Origin of the sequence: Rhizomicrobium palustre, assembly GCF_011761565.1 — a bacterium.
GTDB classification, from domain to species: Bacteria; Pseudomonadota; Alphaproteobacteria; order Micropepsales; family Micropepsaceae; genus Rhizomicrobium; species Rhizomicrobium palustre.
This window is the reverse complement of record NZ_JAASRM010000001.1, coordinates 1,901,982-1,921,967: the sequence shown is the minus strand read 5'-3', so window position 1 is coordinate 1,921,967 and position 19,986 is coordinate 1,901,982. Positions and strand designations below refer to the sequence as shown.

Below are 19,986 nucleotides of genomic sequence, written 5' to 3'. Positions count from 1 at the left end.
CGAATCACCGGTCACTTCGAGCACCACAGCGCCAAGCGCCGGGCAGGACATAGCCTCCAACCCCGCCCGCAGCACCCCCGTTACATCCGGCGCGCGTAAAAGATAAAGCCGGTCGGGAGGGAGGCCGAGTTCGGTAAATCCAGTGGCCGCCAGCCCCCCATGCTCTAAGAGGCTGTATTCCTGAGCAATCCAGAAAACCGGACCACCGATCCGGCCCGCCAAGCCAGCGGCAAATCCGCTCGCTGCGGTTTCATGCGAGGGCGCCGCGAAAATTTCGTGCAAAGCCCCGCATTTCAGCCCGCCCCCCAAAACATCATCCAGCCGGGCGGGCCCCAAGCGCACCCGCTTCTGTGTTTCACCAGCAGAAACCAGGACCGCCCGCAGCGCGGCGACCTTTTCTATATTCTGTGTGCTGGTGAGGGTCACAGGACCTGCCGATTTCAAAGGGCAGGCATATTAGAACAAAATGAGAACTTCCCTCAAGGCCAGAGCTGACGTATAGGTACTAACACGCACTGGTAGACTTAACTGGGTATTAGCCCCAATTGGATCAGGCTCAAAAAGCGAGCCAAATAGTAGTACTTGATCAAGGGTCTCATGTCCGAGCCGGCCGCCCGCACACATCCACCCAGCTTCTGGGTCATTACCGCGATCACCATCCTGCTCGCGGTGATGTGGGCTGGCTATGGCTGGCTGACCATCAGCGAATACAACGACCGTCTCAGCGAAGAGCGTAACGCTCTCAACACCGTGGCGCGGGCCTATGTTGATTACGCGGCGATGCTGAACAGGTTTGAGCTTTCCGTCCCGCTAGGAAATGCCGAAGAGACCAAACCCACCACTGATACCGCTTACACCGCCGGGCTACTGAAGCATTTTCGCGAGAGTCTCTCGTTGCCCAAAGATACGCGGCTCAGCATTTCGACCAGCGGCGCAGTGCCAGTTCCTCCCGATCAGGCCTATTTGTCAGCTTCGGCTGAACGCTATGGCTTGACGGTTACTGCTGTAAGGCCGCGTGCGACCGCGCTCGATTCCTGGCGCGAAGGCGCGCGCACCGAAGGCCTTGGGCTCGGCCTCATTTCGCTTCTCATCATCGGGCTTGGCACATTGTTGATCGCGCAGTTGCGCCGCAGAGAAGGCATGGAAGCCGAAATCCTGGCGGCCAAGGAACAAGCCGAAGCCGGCAACCGCGCCAAGAGCGAATTTCTCGCCAATATGAGCCATGAAGTGCGCACGCCCATGAACGGCGTGTTGGGCATGAGCGAGCTTCTACTCAATACGCCGCTTAACCCCGAGCAGCGGCGCTTCGCCGAAATCATTCACGAATCCGGCGAGGCCCTTCTCACCGTCGTCAACGACATTCTGGATCTTTCCAAGCTTGAAGCCGGCAAGCTCGAAATCGACAATAGCGAATTTGATCTTCTGCCCATCGTGGAGCGCACCGTGGCGGTGATGTCCGGCAAGGCGCGGGAGAAAAATCTCGACCTCATTGTATTTGTCGAGCCGCATGCGCGCGGCTGTTACATGGGCGATCCTTTGCGGATTCGCCAAGTGCTGCTCAACCTGATGAGCAACGCCATCAAATTCACCGATACCGGCGCTGTATCCGTGCTCGTCCGGCGAACCTCCTCCTTGAGCGATGACTGCGTGCCCTTGCGCTTTGAAGTCACCGACACCGGCATGGGCATCGCGGAGAATGAGCGCCAGCACCTCTTCCAGAAATTCTCGCAAGTCGACGGTTCCGCCACACGGCGCTTTGGCGGCACAGGCCTGGGCCTTGCCATCTGCCGCCAGCTTGTCGAGCTGATGGGTGGCCATATCGATATGGTTTCCACGCCCGGCAAGGGTTCGACCTTCTGGTTCGAACTCAAATTGCCGCGTACTCGCACGGTAAGCGCTCGCAGCGATGCCTTGCCGGCACAAACGAAAACTCTGCGCGCGCTGATGGTGGACGATATCCAGACCAATCTCGAGCTTCTCGGCCGCCAGCTACGCATGCTCGGCATGGAAACCGCCGCTTGCGAAGACGCCTTTGCTGCGATGGCCGAATTGCAGCGCGCCTGGCATCGCGGCAAGCCTTACGACGTGGTGTTCCTCGATCATATGATGCCGGGACAGACCGGTGTCGAACTCGCCAAGCAGATTCGCGCCACCCCGCATATGAGCGACATGAAGCTGGTGCTGGTAACCTCGGCCGGACGCCAAGCCATTGAGGACAAGAGCATCCATCTCGACTATGTGCTGGAAAAACCGCTGCGCCAGCAATTCCTGCACGATTGCCTTGTCAGCATCATCAGCACAAAGCCGCAATACGAAGAAGACGCGAAAACCCAGCAAGCAACTATTGCCGCCCCTTCCTCCTCCCAGCCGCTGCGGATCCTTTTGGCGGAAGACAACCGCATCAATCAGAAATTCGCCCTCGCGCTTTTGGAAAACACCGGCCACAGCATCGATGTCGTCGATACCGGGCTGAAAGCCGTCCAGGCGGTGATGACCAGCGATTACGATGTCGTGCTGATGGACATCCAGATGCCGGAACTCGACGGGGTTGCCGCCACCGCCCGCATTCGCAAGTTGAACGGCCCCAAGGGCAAGGTCCCGATCATCGCTATGACGGCCAACGCCATGATGGGCGCCCGCGAAGAATATCTGAAGGCGGGGATGGACGATTACATCGCCAAGCCGATTCAACCCCAGGCCTTGATGGAAAAAATCGCCACCATCGCGGCAGGACAAAGCGCCCCAAAGGAGAGCGGACCAGAAGAGCTCGATTCCTCCGTTCTGGAAGGGCTCGAGCGGGTTCTCGGCAAGGCCGAAGCGGACAGCTTCCTGAATCTGTTCCTTGCCAATCTTAAGGTGCAGGCCACCACCATCGCGGAAGCGATCGCCCATCAGGACGTCTCAGGGGCAGCCAGAATTGCGCATGAACTCGCAGGCACCGCGGCAAATGTAGGGGCAATGAAGCTCGTAGCTGCGGCCGGAGCGCTGCGGGATGCCTGCCGCAAAGGGGAAAATATCGAACCGGCGCATGCAGGCTTGATCGCCGCCGTGCAGCTCACCCAAACCGCTCTGCCCGCTTGGCTGCAAAAGCACCAGACCGAGACGCAAAGCTCAGACGAAGCCTAAGGCCTGCGGAAAAGCCCGAACGGCACGATCTTGTTATCGGCGTCATGGCCGATATCGGCGCGTCCCAAATAGGCTATGCCAGACTGCCGACACCAGCGCATGACGATCTCTTCTTCGGTTTCGGCGAAGACCGGATCATTCGGGATAATATCATTGACCCGTCCGAGTTTTATCCCCGCCACCTGACGCAAGGCCGGATGGGCGGTGAGATGAAACATGGTGCGATCGATACGGTAAAGATGCTCAGACACCTCCTCCAGCATCAGAACATGACCTCTGAGATCTGGCTCCAATGATGTTCCCAGGAGATGGCTGAGGATCACCATATTGAAGGCGCAGGTGGGCGTCTCGGCATCAAGAGAGGCTTCGAGCGCGCCACTATCGCCTGCGGCAAACCAGGATAAGGCCCGCGCCACTGCGCCCTCTCCGCCTTGCCGGTTCAAATCCATCGGCATGGGGCCATGCGCGACGCGGCAGCCTTTGGCGTAAAGTCCGGCCAGAAGAAAGCCGGCATCGCTATAGCCGAGATAGACTTTTTCGCGCGCCGCATCATTCAGCCGGCCCAAAACCGCTTCAGCGATCCGGCAAGAACCATAGCCGCCGCGCGCCACCCAAAGCGCATCGATATCCGGGTCATTGGCCACATCGAGAAAAGCCTCCGCCCGTGCCGCATCCGGACCGGCGAAATGGCCCTCTGAGAGATAACATTGCGGGTGAATGACAAGTTCTGGACCATCCGCCATCGCGGCCGCCATAAGGCGCACACGCTCGGCAACAGCCGGGTCCAGCCTCGCGGCCGGGGCGACAATCCCGATGCGTTTTATGACCATCTGGCTTTCCCATTCGGCGGCGGGCACTTATAAACGTGACCCATGAGTCTGAACAGGCGCTATTTCTTTTGCGGCATCGGCGGAAGCGGAATGCTGCCGCTTGCCCTTATCCTCAAAGGCAAGGGCGCGGAAATTTCCGGCTCCGACCGCTCACGCGACCAGGGCCGCACGCCCGAGAAGTTCGCCTTTCTGGAAGCAAATGGCATCAGCCTTTATCCGCAGGATGGCAGCGGAGTCGTTGATCCTGCGGCGACCGTGGTCGTCTCGGCGGCGATTGAATCAAGCGTGCCCGATGTCGCGGCAGCCCAACGCATCGGCGCGGTGATCGAGACCCGCGCACAGCTCCTGGCCAAGCTCTTCAACGCCTCCCATTGCGCTATTGCGGTGGCCGGCACCAGCGGCAAATCCACCACCACCGGCATGCTCGGCTGGATCCTTTCCGCCACGGGGCGCGCGCCCACGATCATGAATGGGGCGGTGATGAAGAATTTCGTCCGCCCTGAAATTCCCTTCGCCAGCGCCGTCGTCGGCAAAAGCGACACCTTCGTCTCGGAGGTGGATGAAAGCGATGGCTCTATCGCGCTCTATAATCCCAACATCGCGGTGCTCAACAACATCGCTCATGACCATAAATCGATGGAAGAGCTGCGGGCGCTGTTTAGAGCCTTCCTTGGCCGCGCCACCACCGCGGTCGTCAACCTCGACAATGCGGAAGCAGCCGCCCTTAAGGGTGCGAATGCCATCACCTTCAGCCTGAAAGACCCTTCCGCCCATTTCTATGGTCACGATCTCAGCCCAGCCCAGGATGGAATCAGCTTTGCCGTGCGCGAGGGCACACATGAAGCGCGGCTGAAGCTGCGCGTACCCGGGCGTCACAACGTCGCTAATGGTCTGGCGGCGCTGGCGGCGGCGCGGGCGGCAGGGGTGGCGCTTGGCGATGCCGCCGAAGCCTTATCGCATTTTGAAGGCGTCAAGCGGCGGATGGATGTGGTCGGCACGGCCAAGGGCGTGACTGTGATCGACGATTTCGCACATAACCCCGACAAGATCACCGCCACGCTCTCCACCTTGCATGACTTTCCGGGGCGCTTGCTGGTGATGTTCCAGCCGCATGGCTACGGGCCATTAAAAATGATGCGCGAAGACTTTATAGACACCTTTGCGCGCGAGCTTGGCCCAGACGATGTTCTGGTCATGCCGGAGCCGGTCTATTTCGGCGGCACAGTGGATCGCGACATTTCCAGCTCGGAAATCACCACTGCCGTCGCCACAAGGGGGCGCCAAGCTTTTGCCTTTGCCGACCGCAAAGCTTGCGGCGAGAATCTGCTCTCTCTTGCCCTGCCTGGCGATCGCATTGTGGTGATGGGCGCGCGCGACGACACCCTGTCTCAATTCGCCGCCGAACTTTTAGCCAGCTATTCCTGAATCCCAACCCAAAGAAAAAGGGCGGACCAAAGGGCCCGCCCAGTTCTCGTCACCTGCGCTAAGGCTTAGCGGGCAGCGGCAATCCGCTTGGACAGCTTCACGCCCACTTCGGCGATCGCCTGCTTCACAGCGGCGGCGCGGCAATCTTCGTAATACGGCGCGGTCGTGGCGTCCTTCGTATCGGCGCAGACGTCATTGGCGGCATTGAGAAGGCGCGCATGAAGTTCGGCGGCGCCATCCTTGCTCGCGAGGTTGAGGTCAGCGAAAGAAACTTCCTTGTGACGCACGATTTCGCCAGCAGAAGCGGCGCTCGAGAGAAGGGCAACGGCAGACAGGGCAAGGACGATACGCTTCATAATTATTTGATCTCCGCGTGGGTTTTGAACAACGTTTCGATGCTCATACCGTGCACGGATGATTTGTCCGCCCGATGAAGCTTCCAAGGCTGCGAGAGGGAAAGAATCGGGTGAAATAGAGATCGGTGCTTCAAATTTTAAGCAACGCAGACGCGAATAGCTTCAGAATGGCATAAAATTCGCCTAGAAGATGAGGCCGTTTGCAGTGGTTGCCGAATTTCACATCGCCTTGCCGCCTCTTATGGCAGGCAAAATTGAGACGAGGCTAAGGCGATTACGACAAGACTTTTTGAAAAGCGCACGAAAATCCGGAGGGCATATGCACAAATGGGTCATCGCGGCGAGCTTGGCGTTCCTGAGCGCCAGTCAGGCGGGCGCCCTGTCCCAGGATGTCTATGTTTGGCAGCGGGTTTGGACACCGGCGCTCAAGGCTGCGCTCAGCAATAGCCTGGAATTGTTTGGCGAGCGGCGCGTTTTGGCCGCCGAGACAACATTGGACGGGCATCTTCGTCCCTTCGCGATAGAATGGGCGGCACTCGCAACAAAGCCGGTGACAGGCGTGGTGCGGATTGATGGCACCCTGGCGCGCTTTGATCGCAAGCGGCTGATTGCGGATATCCGCCGCCTTACCGCAGCATGGCCGAAGCAAGCTGGGCTTGAGATCGATTTCGACTGCGGCAGCGCAAGGCTGGCTGATTACACCCGCTTCCTGACAGAGTTGCACGCGGCCATCCCACGCCGGATTTCGATCACCGTGTTACCTGCCTGGCTCGATGCACCAAACCTGCCCGCCGTGTTGGCGGCGAGCGATGAAACCGTGCTGCAAGTGCATGCCGTGCGCTCGCCCGCGCAAGGACTGTTCGATCCCAAACTGGCGCGGCGATGGATTGACCGGTTTGATCGCATCACCAACAAACCCTTCAGGGTTGCCTTGCCAGATTATGGCACCCGCATCATCCGGGGAGCAGGCGGCGCGGTGGTCGCCATGGAAAGCGAAAGCCCGAAACTGGTCAGCGGTGCCTCGGCGGAGGAACTTCTGGCCGAGCCGCAAAACGTGGCGCCGCTTGTCGGCGACTTGATGCGCAACCCGCCGAAGCATTTCGCGGGCCTGGTCTGGTTCCGATTGCCGGTTGCGGGCGACAAACGCATCTGGTCGCTCGAAACGCTGAAATTGGTAATGCGGGGGGAAGCGCCGAAACACAACCTTACCCTTGAGGCGCAGCCGGGGAGCGTTCCTGGCGCGGTGGATATAATGCTGATCAATCGCGGTGCTACGGATCTTACTTTGCCGGCCGAAATTTCCCTGCCGCGGGCGTGCCACGTCGCCGATGGGATTGGCGCCTATCGCTATGAGGCGCAAAAAAACCAGCTACTCCGTCTTCAAAACGCTTTCATTCCTGGTCATCATGGCTTGGTCATTGGCTGGGCGCGCTGCGCGCCGGGGGATTTCCATGCAGAGCCGTAACTGGGTAGCAGGCACGAGTATCTTGGCGCTGTGTGGTGCGGCGGCTATCGCCTGCGGACCCTTCTTTCCCTGGCAATTGCTGGATGACCGCCAAGCCACACTGAAAGCCACCCCCGCGAACAGTTTCGATTTCGAGGCGGCGCATATTGCAGCGCCCAAAGACAAACTGAAAGCGGTCGAAACCGTAGTGACCGGCTGGAGCTTTTCCGCAGGCGATGAGCGGGCAGCCAATGCCGCCCGGGAATTAGCAGCGGCAGAGAGTGCGGGACTTCCGCAAGCGCAAAAAGCTCTTCTAAAAGCGGTGCGGGCCTCGGCAAGCGGGGCAGAAGCCTTAAGCAAAGGCCAAGGCTTGCCGCAAGCGATCCTTCATTACGCCGCGGGTGCGGTTGCCTATCACAAATCCGATGCGGATTTTGCGGCCGGCGAATTCTCGCAAATCCTCGGACTTCCCGCGCACGAGGCCCAATCGCGGATTGTCTGGGCCCATTTCATGCTCGGCAAACTCGCTGCGGAACGGGACGATCCGGCTGCCGCGGCCGGATATTTTGAAAAGACGCGGGCGGCAGCCAAGAAGGGCGCGCCTGATCCGTTAGGCTTAGCGGTCGCAAGCTTCGGTGAAGAGGCGCGCCTGCATTTGCGGGCCGCGGAAGTCTTGCTGGAAGGCGGAAGCACGGTTTCATCGGATTCGCAGTTAGCGGCGGAGGCCACGAAATATCGAGGCCGCACACTTCCCGCCGCAGCCGCACCTGCCTTTGCCAAAGAGATAGAGAAGGCTGTAGCACTTTATGCCGAACAGGCGGCGCGCGGCTCCAATAACGGCACACAATCCCTTAGGCTGACAGCGGAGCTGCTGCTGGATGCGCCAGATCGCATGAAGGCGGTGGCGCATCTGCCCCAAGCGCAAGAGATCATGGTCGCGTACGCGCTTCGGTTTTCCTCCAACCCGACCGGCAGCGCCGGGGGGCAGCATATCGATAATGTCAGGTTGAACTCGACATGGCCGGAGCAGCAGCAATATCGCAGCGCCTTCAAGGACCTCACAGCCATCCTTTCCAAATACGCCCATCCGGCTGGTGCGGACCGTATTGCTGCGCTTTGCTACGATCAGGGCGATTGGAAATGCGCGGCAAACTTCGCGCAGAAGAAAGACGGTGCCCTCTCCTTCTGGATCAAGGCGAAGCTCGCGGCACAGAAGGGTGACCTTGCGGGTTCACAGAAACTCTACGCCGAAGCCGCCAAGCGCTTTCCCACCTCGGACACGCTGGAAGACGCGAACAAGAAGGTGGTGCTAGGCGAAAGCGCGGTGGTTACCTTGGCACGGGGTGAATATGTCGAGGCACTCGATCGGCTGATGCCGGTGTCGGGCACCTATTGGCCGGACGTGGCTTATCTCGCCGAGCGGGTTCTGACGACGGACGAACTAAAGAAATATGTCGACACGCACATACCCGCGGTCACGGTGACGAAATCTGATCAACCCAACGCCTGGCAGACCAGTTTTAACGCCCATGCAGCGCTGCGCGATCTTCTGGCACGGCGGCTGATGCGTGATGGCCGCTTTGATGAGGCCCCAGCCTATTTCAGCGATGACAAAGTGCGGACGGGCGCCAAGGCCTATATCGCCTCCCTCACCTCAGCGGCGCGAAGCTGGAGCCATGTGAACGAGGCCGAGAAGCTGTTTGCGGCGGCAAGCCTCGCGCGCCAATCCGGCATGGAGATCTTGGGGGCGGAGGGCGCGCCCGACTATTTCTATACCGGTGGGGATTTCGACACGGGATTAGGCCGGCCCAAGCTCGCGTCAGCGCCACTGATCAGCAAAGGTGAGGTGGAGCGCTTCACTGCAAGTGCGCCCAAGCCCGACCAACGCTTCCATTACCGCTATCTCGCCATTGACGAGGCCATGCGGGCGGCGAGCCTCGTACCGGCCAAGAGCCAGGCCTTTGCGGCCATTCTCTGCCATGCGGCGGCATGGTCTGGACGCGATCCAGCGCGGGCCGCGGCAATCTGGCACCGCTATGTAAAGGAAGGGGCGCGTGTGCCCTTTGCCAAGAGCTTTGGCCGCCAATGCCCGGCGCCCGACTTCAAAGCCGCCGCAGCGCTGGAACGCAAGCTGATGTGGCAAGCGGCGCGGCGGTATGTTTCCCATCATCGCTGGTGGTTTGCAGGCGGCGGCGCGGCATTGTTGGTGCTGGCCGGGCTTGGGGGCTTTGCCCTGTGGCGTCGAAAAACCCAGCGATAGCGCTCCCAATCTGCCCGTAACGGTTAATTGTTCCCCAGCGCACAATTGGTCGCTGTATTTGCGCCTCACCTTATGACAGCGCTTTCTTGACACTGTCCGGGGGATGCAAGAAGGTCTGCGCCTACCACAATAAAGGTCTACAGGGGGACCGCCGTGACTCTTAGCCTCTTAGATATCGCGATCATCCTCGCGTTCCTGGCGACCAGCGTCATCGTTGGGTACTGGGTATCTCACCGCGCCGCGCGTGACACCAAATCCTACTTCCTGGGTGGCAATGTGCTGCCTTGGTGGGTGCTTGGCGTCTCCAACGCCTCGGGCATGTTCGACGTGGCGGGCACCATGCTGCTCGTCTACTGGCTCTTCATCTATGGGCTGAAATCGGTCTGGATCCCGTGGATGTGGCCGGTCTTCAACCAGATTTTCCTGATGGTCTATCTCTCGGGCTGGCTGCGCCGCTCTGGCGTGACCACCGGCGCCGAATGGATCAAATTCCGCTTCGGCGACAATAAAGGCGCCCAGCTCTCCCACATTATTGTGGTGGTGTTCGCGCTCGTCGGCGTGATCTCCTTCTTCACCTATGGCTTCAAGGGCATCGGCAAATTCGCCACAGAATTCCTGCCCTGGCAGCTCTCGGGCGATCCGGTCACCAATGCCAATCTCTATGCCCTCATCCTGATGGGCCTGACCGCGGCTTATGTGGTGAAGGGCGGCATGTTCTCGGTGGTGATCACCGAGGTGATGCAATTCTGCCTGCTATCGATTGCCGCGATTGCCATTGGCATCATCGCCATGAACAAGGTGAGCCCCGAAGCCGTCCATGCTGCAATTCCGGCAGGCTGGGACAACATCTTTTTCGGCTGGCAGACCGGGCTCGATTGGTCGAAACTGGTTCCTGCGGCCAATCAGAAGATTCTGGAAGACGGCTCCTCGCTGTTTGGCCTGCTCTTCCTGATGCTGCTCTCCAAAGGCATCCTGGTTTCGGCAGCGGGTCCCGCCCCGAACTACGATATGCAGCGCGTCCTCTCCACCCGCAATGCCCGCGAAGCCTGCAAGATGAGCGCGGTGGTGAGCGTCGTCCTCAACGTGCCGCGTTACTTCATGGTGGCGGGCCTCGCCATCCTGGCGCTGGCTTTCTACACCGGCGACATCAACAAGATGGGCGCGGCAATGGATTTCGAAAAGATCCTGCCCGACGCGCTGTTCAAATACGTGCCGCCGGGCCTGCTCGGCATCACGGTGGCCGGTCTTCTGGCCGCCTTCATGTCCAACTTCGCGGCGACGGTGAATGCCGCCCCGCCCTATATCGTCAACGACATCTACCGCCGCTTCATCAATCCGAATGCGTCGGAAAAGACCTGCGTGCGGCTCTCCATCATCTCCTCCCTCACTATTGTGGTGATCGGCATCTGCATCGGCTGGTTCATCACCTCCATCAACAACGTGGTGGGCTGGATCACGGCGGCGCTGTGGGGCGGCTATGCGGCCTCTAACGTGATCAAATGGTATTGGTGGCGCTTCAACGGCTACGGCTATTTCTGGGGTATGGTGACCGGCATCGTCTCGGCGATGTTGCTGCCCTTCATGTTCCCGGCCGAGCTGCAAGCCGCGCTGCACGCCAACCCGGACATGCCGGCGCTGGTGCGGGACTTCATGACCCTGCCGACCGCGCTGGTCTGCTTCCCCGTTATCCTCTTGGTCTCGCTGGTCGGCTGCTTCGCCGGTACGCTCCTGACCAAGCCGGAAGATGAGGAAGTGCTGAAAGCCTTCTATAAGAAGACGCGCCCCTGGGGTTTCTGGGGCCCGATCCTGAAGAAGGTCCAGGCCGAAGACCCGAGCTTCAAGCCCAATCCGGATTTTGTCCGCGACATGTTCAATATCGCCGTGGGCATCATCTGGCAGACCTCGCTGGTGGCGATGCCGGTCTATTTCGTGATCCGCGAATATGAGCGGGCCGAAATTGCGCTGGCCATCGTGGTGGTGACGAGCCTGACCCTGTTCTTCACCTGGTTCCGCCACCTCGACAATGCCTATCCCGATCACGAGATCGCCAAGAAGCCGGAAGCCGTTCCGGCGGAATAAGGCAAACCGATTTCAAGATGCGAAAGGGCCGGAGACATCCGGCCCTTTTGTTTTGGGGGAGGCTTTCAAGCTGTAGACCCCGCGATGCCTAAAACCACAAGCGATTGATCATTGATTGTCGTGTTTGGGCGAGGAAGGGAGGGGGGAGCTCCCCGCGCGGGCGACAACATTTATTCCTGGCGATGTCAAACAACCTATTTAAGTGGAGTCGTCGAGCCCAGCTCGCAAGGGCGCCTGAGCGCCGCAGCACATGGGCTAATGCGGTGCAAGCGCGGCGGCAGCGAACATCGATCTGGCGCTGTGACCAACGCCGGGCACCTCCACCAAAACCCAATTGAAAGCCCAGCCGTGCTGTTGCGCCGTGGCTTGGGCTTGCTGAAAAGCATTCTTGCCCCGCTCGTAGCGGGTCTTGCCTTGCGCTTCGGCGCGCTCATCTTCGGCCAGATTTTTGGCGCCGGTATCTTCCTGCCCCAAAAGAATAGTGACCGACGCGGCGAGATAGCGTTTCAGCGCCTCTTCCTTCATTCCGCGAAAGCCATAGGGCGGCTCTTCGTCCAGACTTGCCAGCACGTGGGTGGAAGGGTTGGCAATCAAAATCCGGCGCGCATCATTCGGCGTGTAGGCAGCCATGCGGCTGAGAAACTGCGCCCCCGCCGAATGGCCGATCAGCGTATAGGGCAGAGCCCCATTCTGCTGCCTCAGCCAATCGACCAGATTGAGAACGAGCTGGCCGTATAGTGCTCCGGCCGCTGCGCAGCACCACGATGCACCACCCCGCCATGCTGATAACGCCAATTGGGAAAGCGCTGCTTATCGAAGAGCGGTGCCACTGCAATGAGGCAAAAGCGATCCGCTAGAGGCTCGGCATCATCGCGATAGGTATCGGCATTGCGGTCCACACCATGAAAGACGAGCAGGTAGCCCGTTGGCGTGCAGTTCGCCGGACGGTAGGTGAAAATTTCCAGCGGCTCGGTGAGCGGCGCGGTCTGTTCGCCAATGCCCGGTGCGATAGGCGCAGCGAGAACAGGCATCAGGCCCGCAAGAAATACTGCAGCAACCAGCGAACGACAGATCATGAAACCCGCCCCCGAGATGGCGATTCAGGCTAACGCGATTGGGCGCACGCGAAAACCATTCCCAGAAGCGGGTTTACATTTTACGACAGAGACCTCTCACCCCCGGCTCTGCCAGAATTTGCGCTCCTCGCTATCGGGGTCGTTCACCACCTGGCATTGGCTGTTGATCAGCATCACCGGGCGCTTTGCCGTGGAGTAGCGCGGCCATGCGGGCTGGTTTGCGGCTTTGGGCGCGGCGTTGCGGGCGAAGCTGGTGAAATAGCTGCTCATGGCATGCGCGGCTTCATTGAGGCCGGGGCCATTGCCTTGCAGATCGAGAATTTCCTGATTGAGGAAGACGAGCGAAATGTCGCTCGCATGTCCGGCGCGGATTGTCCAATCACTGCCCTTGACCGGCGCATTGGATTGATAGTCGTAGCGATAACGATAGACCGGCGCGGGCTGCTGGGATTTGCGATCCGCCAGCGTGATCGTGTCATTGCCGAAGCTCATCGCCGTCGCGACCGCGATGACGAGTTCCGCAGGCGAGGCATTCGGACGGTTCTTTTTATACAGCGCGAGAACCTCATCACCCTTGGCGCCGAGCGCCTGCTGCGCCATGGCTCGGACGGCCGCCTCATCCTTTTTGAAAAAGGCCGGATCATCGCGATAAAAGAACACCGCCTCGTCCCGCGTGTTGCCGATGAGAAGCGGCATACTGGCCGAAAGCGGCGTTGGCACCGGATCGAAAGGATCGGCGGGCAGGACTTTTCCATCCGTGACTGGACCGAATGTGCCAGCCATGCTGCGGTCACCCGGTTTTGGAGCATGATGCGCGGCCCATTCCTTGGTGGGCGTGGCGAGGGCACCTTTGCCTTCCGCCAGCTGAAGGCCGAGAATCTTCTCCACCGGCACATCAAAAAGCTTGGCAGGATCGGTGAGATTAAAGGCTGCGAGCACACGGCGCGTTGTTTCGGTTGCCTCCGCTCTGCTCATGCCGCGCAAACCAGGACCGCTTTGGATACCGGCTTTGTGGAATAATCCGTGCGCCGATGGCATGCCCATCAGCATGGCGGTCTTGTAACCGCCACCGGATTCGCCGAACACCATCACATTGTTCGGATCGCCGCCGAAAACGGAAATATTCTGCTTCACCCAGGAGAGCGCGGCAACCATATCGAGCTGACCCTGATTGCCGCTTTCGGGATAATCGCCGAGCTCGCCGAGATAGAGATACCCCAGCAGGCCAAGGCGATGATTGATCGCCACCACCACCACGTCATAGGTAGCGGCAAGATGCGATCCATCCTGAATATTCTGCCCGCCCGAGCCGGTGGTGAAGCCGCCACCATGCAGATAAAACATCACTGGCCGCTTGCCGCCGTCTTTCACGGCTGGGGTCCAGACATTGAGGATCAAACAATCCTCGGCTGGCTTGGGCTCATGTTCACCGAAGGTGGTGCCGGGACCTTGCGGCGCAGGAGACCCAAGGCGGGTGCAGTCCCGCACGCCAGTCCAAGACTCGACCGGCGGCGGCGCCTTGAAGCGGTTCTTGCCCGAGACCGAGCCCGCATAAGGAATGGCTTTGAAGGCAAGCGCGCCGCGGCTGTGGCCGCCCTTGATTTTTCCGCTTGCGATCTCAACCTCTACAAAAGGCGCCACCGTTTGCGTTGCCCATTGCGGTTCTTCGGCCCTTGTCGGCAGCCAAAGATAAGGTGCCGCGATAACCGCGCCACTCATCTGCAAAAGACCACGACGATGCATGAGGTCTGCCATAGCGTTCTCCCTAGGTTTTCTGATCTTTTGAGACCCAGCATAGCCAAAATCGCGGCGGGGCGGCACCAGCTATGGGAGAAAGCGGCATTCACGCTTGCGTGTTGCGCGAGCAGGCCGCAAATATTGCGCCGAGTGCCATCTTGGCAGCTACGCATCTAGTGGGGAGATCTGCGTGCAACACAAAGCTGGTCATGCGCAAACCGAAGCGGAGGTCAACAAGCGGCTATTGGACCGCATGCTCTTTTTCTCGGATGCCGTCTTTGCCATCGCCCTGACGCTGCTTGTTCTGGATTTGCGCCCGCCCGAGCATCTGGAGGCTAGTATTGCCGATACCCTGGGCGGGATGGCGAGCGCCTTCGTTTCCTTCATCAACAGCTTCTGCTTGGCCGGGCTATGGTGGTTCATCCATATGCGGGTGACCAAACTCATTCAGATTTTTGACTGGCCGGTGGCGATCTGCAATTTCCTCTTTCTCTTGACGGTCACACTGATGCCCTTCGCGGCGGCGCTGCTCTCCCATGGCGTTAATACCGGCCTGGTCTGGGCGATTTATTGGTCGGTCAATCTGGGCAGCTCGGCCACCCTTACCCTGCTGGTGCTGATGGCCACGCGCAGCGGCGGAAAGCTGGTAGGCGGCACCACGGCGGCGCGGCGTTATTTCAATGCAGCCCGCACTTTCAGCCCCAGCCTCTGCTTCGCGGCGGGCATATTCTTCGGCCTAAAAGCCGAAGTCGGCCTTGCCCAATGGGCCTGGGTGCCGATCCCGTTCCTTCTCATTATCATGGCCCGTTTGCAACGGCGCTTTGCCTGACACCAAAACAAAAGGGCCGGCCCTTCGTATGAAATGGACCGGCCCCTTCACTGCTTCAGGAGGAAGCGAGACTTAACTCAGCACAGCCTCGACCTTCACCGTCTTGGCGCCGTCTTTCGGCAGCGGAACAATGGTGCCGTCGATGGCTTTGCCATCCACGGTGAGGGCAACGCGGTTGCCCTTGCCCGCGCGCTTCACACTGATGTCGAAGGTCACGCCGCGGAAAACGCGGGTGGCGGTGAAGCCATCCCAAGCCTTCGGAATGACCGGCTGCACGCGCAGGCCATCATATTCGGCGCGAATGCCGAGGATGTACGCGGTCGCGGCAAAAAAGGTCCAGGCCGCGGTACCCGTCAGCCAGGAGTTCTTGGCCTCGCCATGGGTGGGCGCATCCTTGCCAGCGATCATCTGTGAGAAGACATAGGGCTCGTTCTTGTGCAGATCCGAGATTTCCTCACGCGCCGAGGGGCAGATGCGGGTGTAGTAATCATGCGCCTGATCGCCATTGCCCAGAATGGTTTCAGCGATGATGACCCAGGGATTGTTGTGGCAGAAGATGCCCGCGTTTTCCTTGTAGCCCGGCGGATAGGACGAGATTTCGCCAAGCTCGATGTAATAGCGGGTATAAGCCGGCTGCTGCAGCACGATGCCATGTTTGGTGGCGAGGTGCTTATTCACCGAATCCAATGCCTTGCGGGCCGTGCCGTCTTCCACACCGATGCCGGCGATGACGCAGAAGCCCTGCGGTTCGATATAGATCTTGCCTTCTTCGTTTTCGTGCGAGCCGATCTTCTTGCCGAAATTGTCATACGCGCGCAGGAACCATTCGCCGTCCCAACCATGCTTCCTGACGGTTTCGTCCATCTTCTGCGCGAGTTCGAGATAGGTTTCGACATCGCCCGGTTTGCCCGCGGCTTTGGCAACACCCGCAAGCTCTTTGCAGGACAGAACCATCAAGCCGCCGATGAAGACGGACTCCGCGGTCTTGCCGTCGGTCGCGCCTTTCAGGCACTGGAAGGATTGGCCCGGCTCGTCGGAGAAGCAGTTGAGGTTGAGGCAGTCGTTCCAGTCGGCCTGACCGATCAGCGGCAAACCATGCGGACCGATATTGTCGAGCGCGTATTGGATCGAACGGCGCAGATGCTCATAGAGCGGAACTTCGGTGCCCGGCGTGGTGTCGAAGGGCACCTTTTCATCGAGGATCGAGAAATCGCCGGTTTCCTTCAAGTACTGTGCGACACCGATGATCAGCCAATGCGGATCGTCGTTAAAGCCGCCGCCGATGTCGTTGTTCCCCTTCTTGGTCATCGGCTGATACTGGTGATAGGCCCCGCCGCTGGCGAATTGCGTGGCGGCGAGATCCAGAATGCGCTGACGGGCGCGTTCCGGCACCATATGCACAAAGCCCAAAAGGTCCTGGTTGGAATCGCGGAAGCCCAAGCCGCGGCCGATGCCGGATTCGAAGGTCGAAGCCGAACGCGACATGTTGAAGGTCGCCATGCACTGATAGGCGTTCCAGACATTGACCATGCGGTCGGTATGCACGTCCGGGGTCTGCACCTGAATCTTGCCGAGCAGCGTGTCCCAGTTTTCCTTCAGCGCCGCGAAAGCCGCATCCACATTCTTGGGATCGCGGAACTTGGCGATGGTGGGCTTCACCAGCTTCTTATTGATGGTCTGCGAGTTCGGCGGATCGAATTTCTGATCCCTCGGGTTCTCGTGATAACCAAGCACAAAGACGATGCGGCGGGTTTCACCAGGCTTAAGGCTCAGCTTGATGTGGTTGGACGCCACCGGCTGCCAGCCATGTGCAATAGAGTCACCCGACTTGCCTTCAGCGACCGCCTTTGGGTCCTCCCAGCCGCGCCAGGGACCCAAGAACGCTTCGCGCTGCGTATCAAAGCCGGTCAGCTTTTCCGAACAGGCAAACCAGGCGAAGTGGTTGCGGCGCTCGCGATATTCGGTCTTGTGATAGATGACCTCATCTTCCACTTCGACCTGGCCGGTGGAGAAATTGCGCTGGAAGTTGGTGGCATCGTCCTGCGCATCCCAGAGGCAGAACTCGGCGATGGAGAAGATAGAAAGGTCAGCGCTTTCCGCCCGTTCGTTGGTGACGGTGAAATCCCAGATTTCGAGATTCTCGCCCATCGGCACGAAATAGCGCGTGGAGGCAGCGATGCCGTTCTTCTTACCCGAGATCACCGAATAGCCCATGCCATGGCGGCAGGAATAGTCGTCGAGCTTGCCGCGTACCGGCATCCAGGACGGCGAGAAGAAGCTGCCATCGGCATTGTCACGCACGTAAATGTAACGGCCGCCGAAATCCAGCGGCACGTTGTTGTAGCGTCCACGCGTGAGGCGGCGCAGGCGCGCATCCTTGTAATAGGAGTAGCCGCCGGCCGTTGCGGAGAGGATACCGAAATATCCCTCGCAGCCGATGTAGTTGATCCACGGCATCGGCGTATCCGGGCGCGTGATGACGTATTCGCGGGCCTTGTCGTCAAAATAGCCGTATTTCATGGCGTTTTGTTTTCACTCCTCCCCAGGATATTGGGCATTAGGCGATTGAGCATTTCGTAGCAGACCCGTGCGTTGTGATAGGGGCATTTCCACGGGCCGGCTAATACGGAATCGGGATCTTCGGCCTCCGTGAGGGCGACACCCTCGCGGCTGAGCTTGGCGTGCCATTCTCCATGCACGCGATCCACGACATGATGTTCGATGAATTCCCAGGCTTTGAAGGACGCTGCGCGGAACGCCTCTTCACCGGTCAATTGATAGGCGTTGTAGAAGCCCACCACCGCCTCGGCCTGCACCCACCAATGTTTCTTCACATCGAGAAGGCGGCCGGTTGTATCGGCATCGAAGAGCATGGAGCCATCGGCATCGAGACCTTCAGCCAATGCCACGCGCGCCATTTTAATCGCAACAATGCGGACCCGTTCGATCAGAGCTGCATCGCCGAGCACTTCAGCGGCTTCCCACAAGAGCCAGCTACCTTCGATGTCATGACCAAAGGAGACGTGATCGTTGAGCGAGGCCCAACGCTCATCAAAGAAGAGCTTAAAATGGCCGGTTTCCGCATCGGCGATGCGGTCAAGCATCACCGTGATCAGGGCCTTCTGCTTTTCCTTCAGCCCTGGATCTGGCCAGACGCGCAAAAGATTGGTGTAGCCCTCCAGAACATGCAGATGCGTGTTCATGGATTTGGGGCTGTTGAGATCCTTCTCCGAGAGCCGCATATCGGCCAGGGGCTCGAAAGCGCGGCCGCGCGCTTCGATATAGCCGCCGAATTCAGGATCAAAAGCGTGTTGTTCGATCAAAAGGTAGAGCCGCTTGGCAAGCTCAAGCGGGGCAGCATCGCCTGTGAGGCGGTGATATTCGGCCAGCGCGTAAATCCCGAAGGCTTGGGCATAGGTCTGCTTGCGCGGGTCTAGCGGCGCCCCCTTACCATCCAGCTGCCAGAAGAGGCCACCATGCTGCGGGTCCCAGAAGTTCTTACGAACATATTCGAACGCCCAATCGGCGATAGGCCGCCATTCGGGGGAAATTTCGCGCGCCGCCGTGGCATAGGTCCACAAAAGACGGGTGTTCAGGACGGAAGCGCGCGGCGCCTGTTTGCGGATGGAGAGGTCAGGCCCGACCTCACCGAAAAAGCCGCCGCCTTCCCGGTCCAAGACATAGCGGGGCCAGAAAGGCAGGATGTTTCCTGCCAGTTCGCCCTTGATCCGGCCCGCCCAGCTTTGTGCCTCTGGCGGACGAAAGTCGGCCTCGGCCGCTTCCATGTCGTCGCTTTCCCTGAACTCTTGACAGCGCTTACAGTCTGCGGACGCGTTGTGCAAGTCAAGCGCCTAGGCCGGGTCAATTTGCGCTCACCCTGCGACAACCCACTTCCCAAACGGACACCTTGTCGCGCCCGGAGAGGTACCCCAGCCGGGATACCCTACCTATGGGGGAAGCGCTACGCCAAAAGGGGGTGTCCGAATGGCTTACATGGAATGGAACACCGCCCTGAAGGTCGGCATCGCCATTTTCGACGATGAGCACAAAAAGTTGATCGCAGTCATCAACCGGCTGCATGAGGCGCTTCAGGCGGGGTGCGGCCAGGCCGATCTGTTGCGAGAGGTCGATCACCTGATCGATTATACCGCGATGCATTTTCGCCATGAGGAAATGTATTTCGACGACTGGTCCTATCCCGCGGCCAAACCTCATTGCGCCAGCCATGCCGCGCTGTATGGAAAAATGTGCGGCTTTCGCCATGCCATCACCTCGAGCAATGGCTCCGGCTTTCACGGCCTGAGGGCCACGGAAGAGATGCTGAAATTCCTGAAGAGCTGGTGGTTCGATCACATCCTGATCGAAGACCAAGCCTATGGCACCTACCTCATGAATAAAGGAGTGCGCTGACATGGCCCTTATCGATTGGTCGGAGCACTACAGCATGGGCGTAGAGCTGTTCGACAAAGAGCATCTGGAACTGATCGCGATCCTCAACCAGCTCCATGAGGCGTTGGAAGCAGGCGATCATTACCGGCTGGAATCTTTGTGCTACCGGCTGATGGAGCATACCATTCAACATTTCCGGCACGAGGAAATGTATTTCGACGATTGGGCCTATCCTCAGAAAGAGGCTCACCGCAATGCCCATAAGCAGCTTCGCCGCGAGGTGTTCGCCTTGCAGAGCAAGCTGCTTGCCGATCCCGATGAAGAGGCTATGAACGCGCTCAGCACCTTCCTCAAGGAATGGTTGACGCGGCACATTCTGACGTTCGACCGGGATTACGGCGAGTTCCTGCGCACAAAGGGCTTGCGTTAAAAAGG

Annotated in this window: 15 protein-coding genes; 8 read left to right on the top strand and 7 right to left on the bottom strand. The window is 59.5% G+C overall.

Annotated features, from left to right (window positions below; genetic code table 11):
• Positions 1–597: 597 nt before the first annotated feature.
• Complete coding sequence (locus tag FHS83_RS08715; protein ID WP_167082599.1) at positions 598–3,126, top strand: response regulator; 2,529 nt, start codon at positions 598–600, stop codon at positions 3,124–3,126.
• On the opposite strand, the gene FHS83_RS08710 is transcribed toward FHS83_RS08715, so the two are convergent.
• A complete protein-coding gene (locus FHS83_RS08710) occupies positions 3,123–3,956 on the bottom strand; it encodes an LD-carboxypeptidase (RefSeq protein WP_167082598.1) in 834 nt (277 codons plus the stop codon). The genes FHS83_RS08715 and FHS83_RS08710 overlap by 4 nt on opposite strands.
• A 42-nt stretch (positions 3,957–3,998) precedes the next feature.
• On the opposite strand from FHS83_RS08710, the gene FHS83_RS08705 reads away from it, so the two are divergent.
• Positions 3,999–5,381: a UDP-N-acetylmuramate--L-alanine ligase gene (locus tag FHS83_RS08705; RefSeq protein WP_167082597.1), complete on the top strand. Its 1,383-nt coding sequence runs from the start codon at positions 3,999–4,001 to the stop codon at positions 5,379–5,381.
• 65 nt (positions 5,382–5,446) lie between these two features.
• Here FHS83_RS08705 and FHS83_RS08700 read toward each other — a convergent pair whose 3' ends face one another.
• Positions 5,447–5,737, bottom strand: coding sequence for a UrcA family protein (locus FHS83_RS08700; RefSeq protein WP_167082596.1), 291 nt, complete (start codon positions 5,735–5,737; stop codon positions 5,447–5,449).
• A 319-nt stretch (positions 5,738–6,056) separates the two neighbouring features.
• Here FHS83_RS08700 and FHS83_RS08695 point away from each other — a divergent pair, with 319 nt between their 5' ends.
• The 3 genes from FHS83_RS08695 (at position 6,057) to FHS83_RS08685 (ending at position 11,520) form a co-directional block, all read left to right on the top strand.
• Positions 6,057–7,202, top strand: a complete 1,146-nt coding sequence (locus FHS83_RS08695; protein WP_167082595.1) for a DUF3142 domain-containing protein — start codon at positions 6,057–6,059, stop codon at positions 7,200–7,202.
• Positions 7,189–9,441 (top strand): hypothetical protein, encoded by a 2,253-nt coding sequence (locus FHS83_RS08690; protein ID WP_167082594.1) that lies wholly within the window; start codon positions 7,189–7,191, stop codon positions 9,439–9,441. The genes FHS83_RS08695 and FHS83_RS08690 overlap by 14 nt, the downstream gene beginning before the upstream one ends.
• A gap of 153 nt (positions 9,442–9,594) precedes the next feature.
• Complete coding sequence (locus FHS83_RS08685) at positions 9,595–11,520, top strand: sodium:solute symporter family transporter (protein WP_167082593.1); 1,926 nt, start codon at positions 9,595–9,597, stop codon at positions 11,518–11,520.
• 255 nt (positions 11,521–11,775) lie between these two features.
• Here FHS83_RS08685 and FHS83_RS08680 read toward each other — a convergent pair whose 3' ends face one another.
• The 3 genes from FHS83_RS08680 to FHS83_RS08670 all read right to left on the bottom strand — a co-directional run bounded on the left by FHS83_RS08680 (position 11,776) and on the right by FHS83_RS08670 (position 14,351).
• On the bottom strand, positions 11,776–12,150 hold the full coding sequence (locus FHS83_RS08680; RefSeq protein WP_167082592.1) for a hypothetical protein: 375 nt from the start codon (positions 12,148–12,150) through the stop codon (positions 11,776–11,778).
• A 68-nt stretch (positions 12,151–12,218) separates the two neighbouring features.
• The gene (locus tag FHS83_RS08675; RefSeq protein ID WP_167082591.1) at positions 12,219–12,596 is read right to left on the bottom strand and encodes a hypothetical protein; all 378 of its coding nucleotides are present in this window, start codon (positions 12,594–12,596) and stop codon (positions 12,219–12,221) included.
• 96 nt (positions 12,597–12,692) lie between these two features.
• Positions 12,693–14,351 (bottom strand): carboxylesterase/lipase family protein, encoded by a 1,659-nt coding sequence (locus FHS83_RS08670; protein WP_167082590.1) that lies wholly within the window; start codon positions 14,349–14,351, stop codon positions 12,693–12,695.
• Positions 14,352–14,523: 172 nt separating this feature from the next.
• Between FHS83_RS08670 and FHS83_RS08665 the strand changes: the two genes are divergently transcribed.
• Positions 14,524–15,162: a TMEM175 family protein gene (locus tag FHS83_RS08665; RefSeq protein ID WP_167082589.1), complete on the top strand. Its 639-nt coding sequence runs from the start codon at positions 14,524–14,526 to the stop codon at positions 15,160–15,162.
• A 72-nt stretch (positions 15,163–15,234) separates the two neighbouring features.
• Here the strand turns inward: FHS83_RS08665 and FHS83_RS08660 are convergent, their stop codons facing one another.
• The gene (locus FHS83_RS08660) at positions 15,235–17,682 is read right to left on the bottom strand and encodes a glycoside hydrolase family 94 protein (RefSeq protein WP_167082588.1); all 2,448 of its coding nucleotides are present in this window, start codon (positions 17,680–17,682) and stop codon (positions 15,235–15,237) included.
• The gene (locus FHS83_RS08655) at positions 17,679–18,947 is read right to left on the bottom strand and encodes an AGE family epimerase/isomerase (RefSeq protein ID WP_167082587.1); all 1,269 of its coding nucleotides are present in this window, start codon (positions 18,945–18,947) and stop codon (positions 17,679–17,681) included. Before FHS83_RS08655 ends, FHS83_RS08660 begins: the two co-directional genes overlap by 4 nt.
• 199 nt (positions 18,948–19,146) lie before the next feature.
• On the opposite strand from FHS83_RS08655, the gene FHS83_RS08650 reads away from it, so the two are divergent.
• Positions 19,147–19,572, top strand: coding sequence for a bacteriohemerythrin (locus tag FHS83_RS08650; protein WP_167082586.1), 426 nt, complete (start codon positions 19,147–19,149; stop codon positions 19,570–19,572).
• Between the two features lies 1 nt (position 19,573).
• Positions 19,574–19,981 (top strand): bacteriohemerythrin, encoded by a 408-nt coding sequence (locus tag FHS83_RS08645; protein WP_167082585.1) that lies wholly within the window; start codon positions 19,574–19,576, stop codon positions 19,979–19,981.
• Positions 19,982–19,986 lie beyond the last annotated feature (5 nt).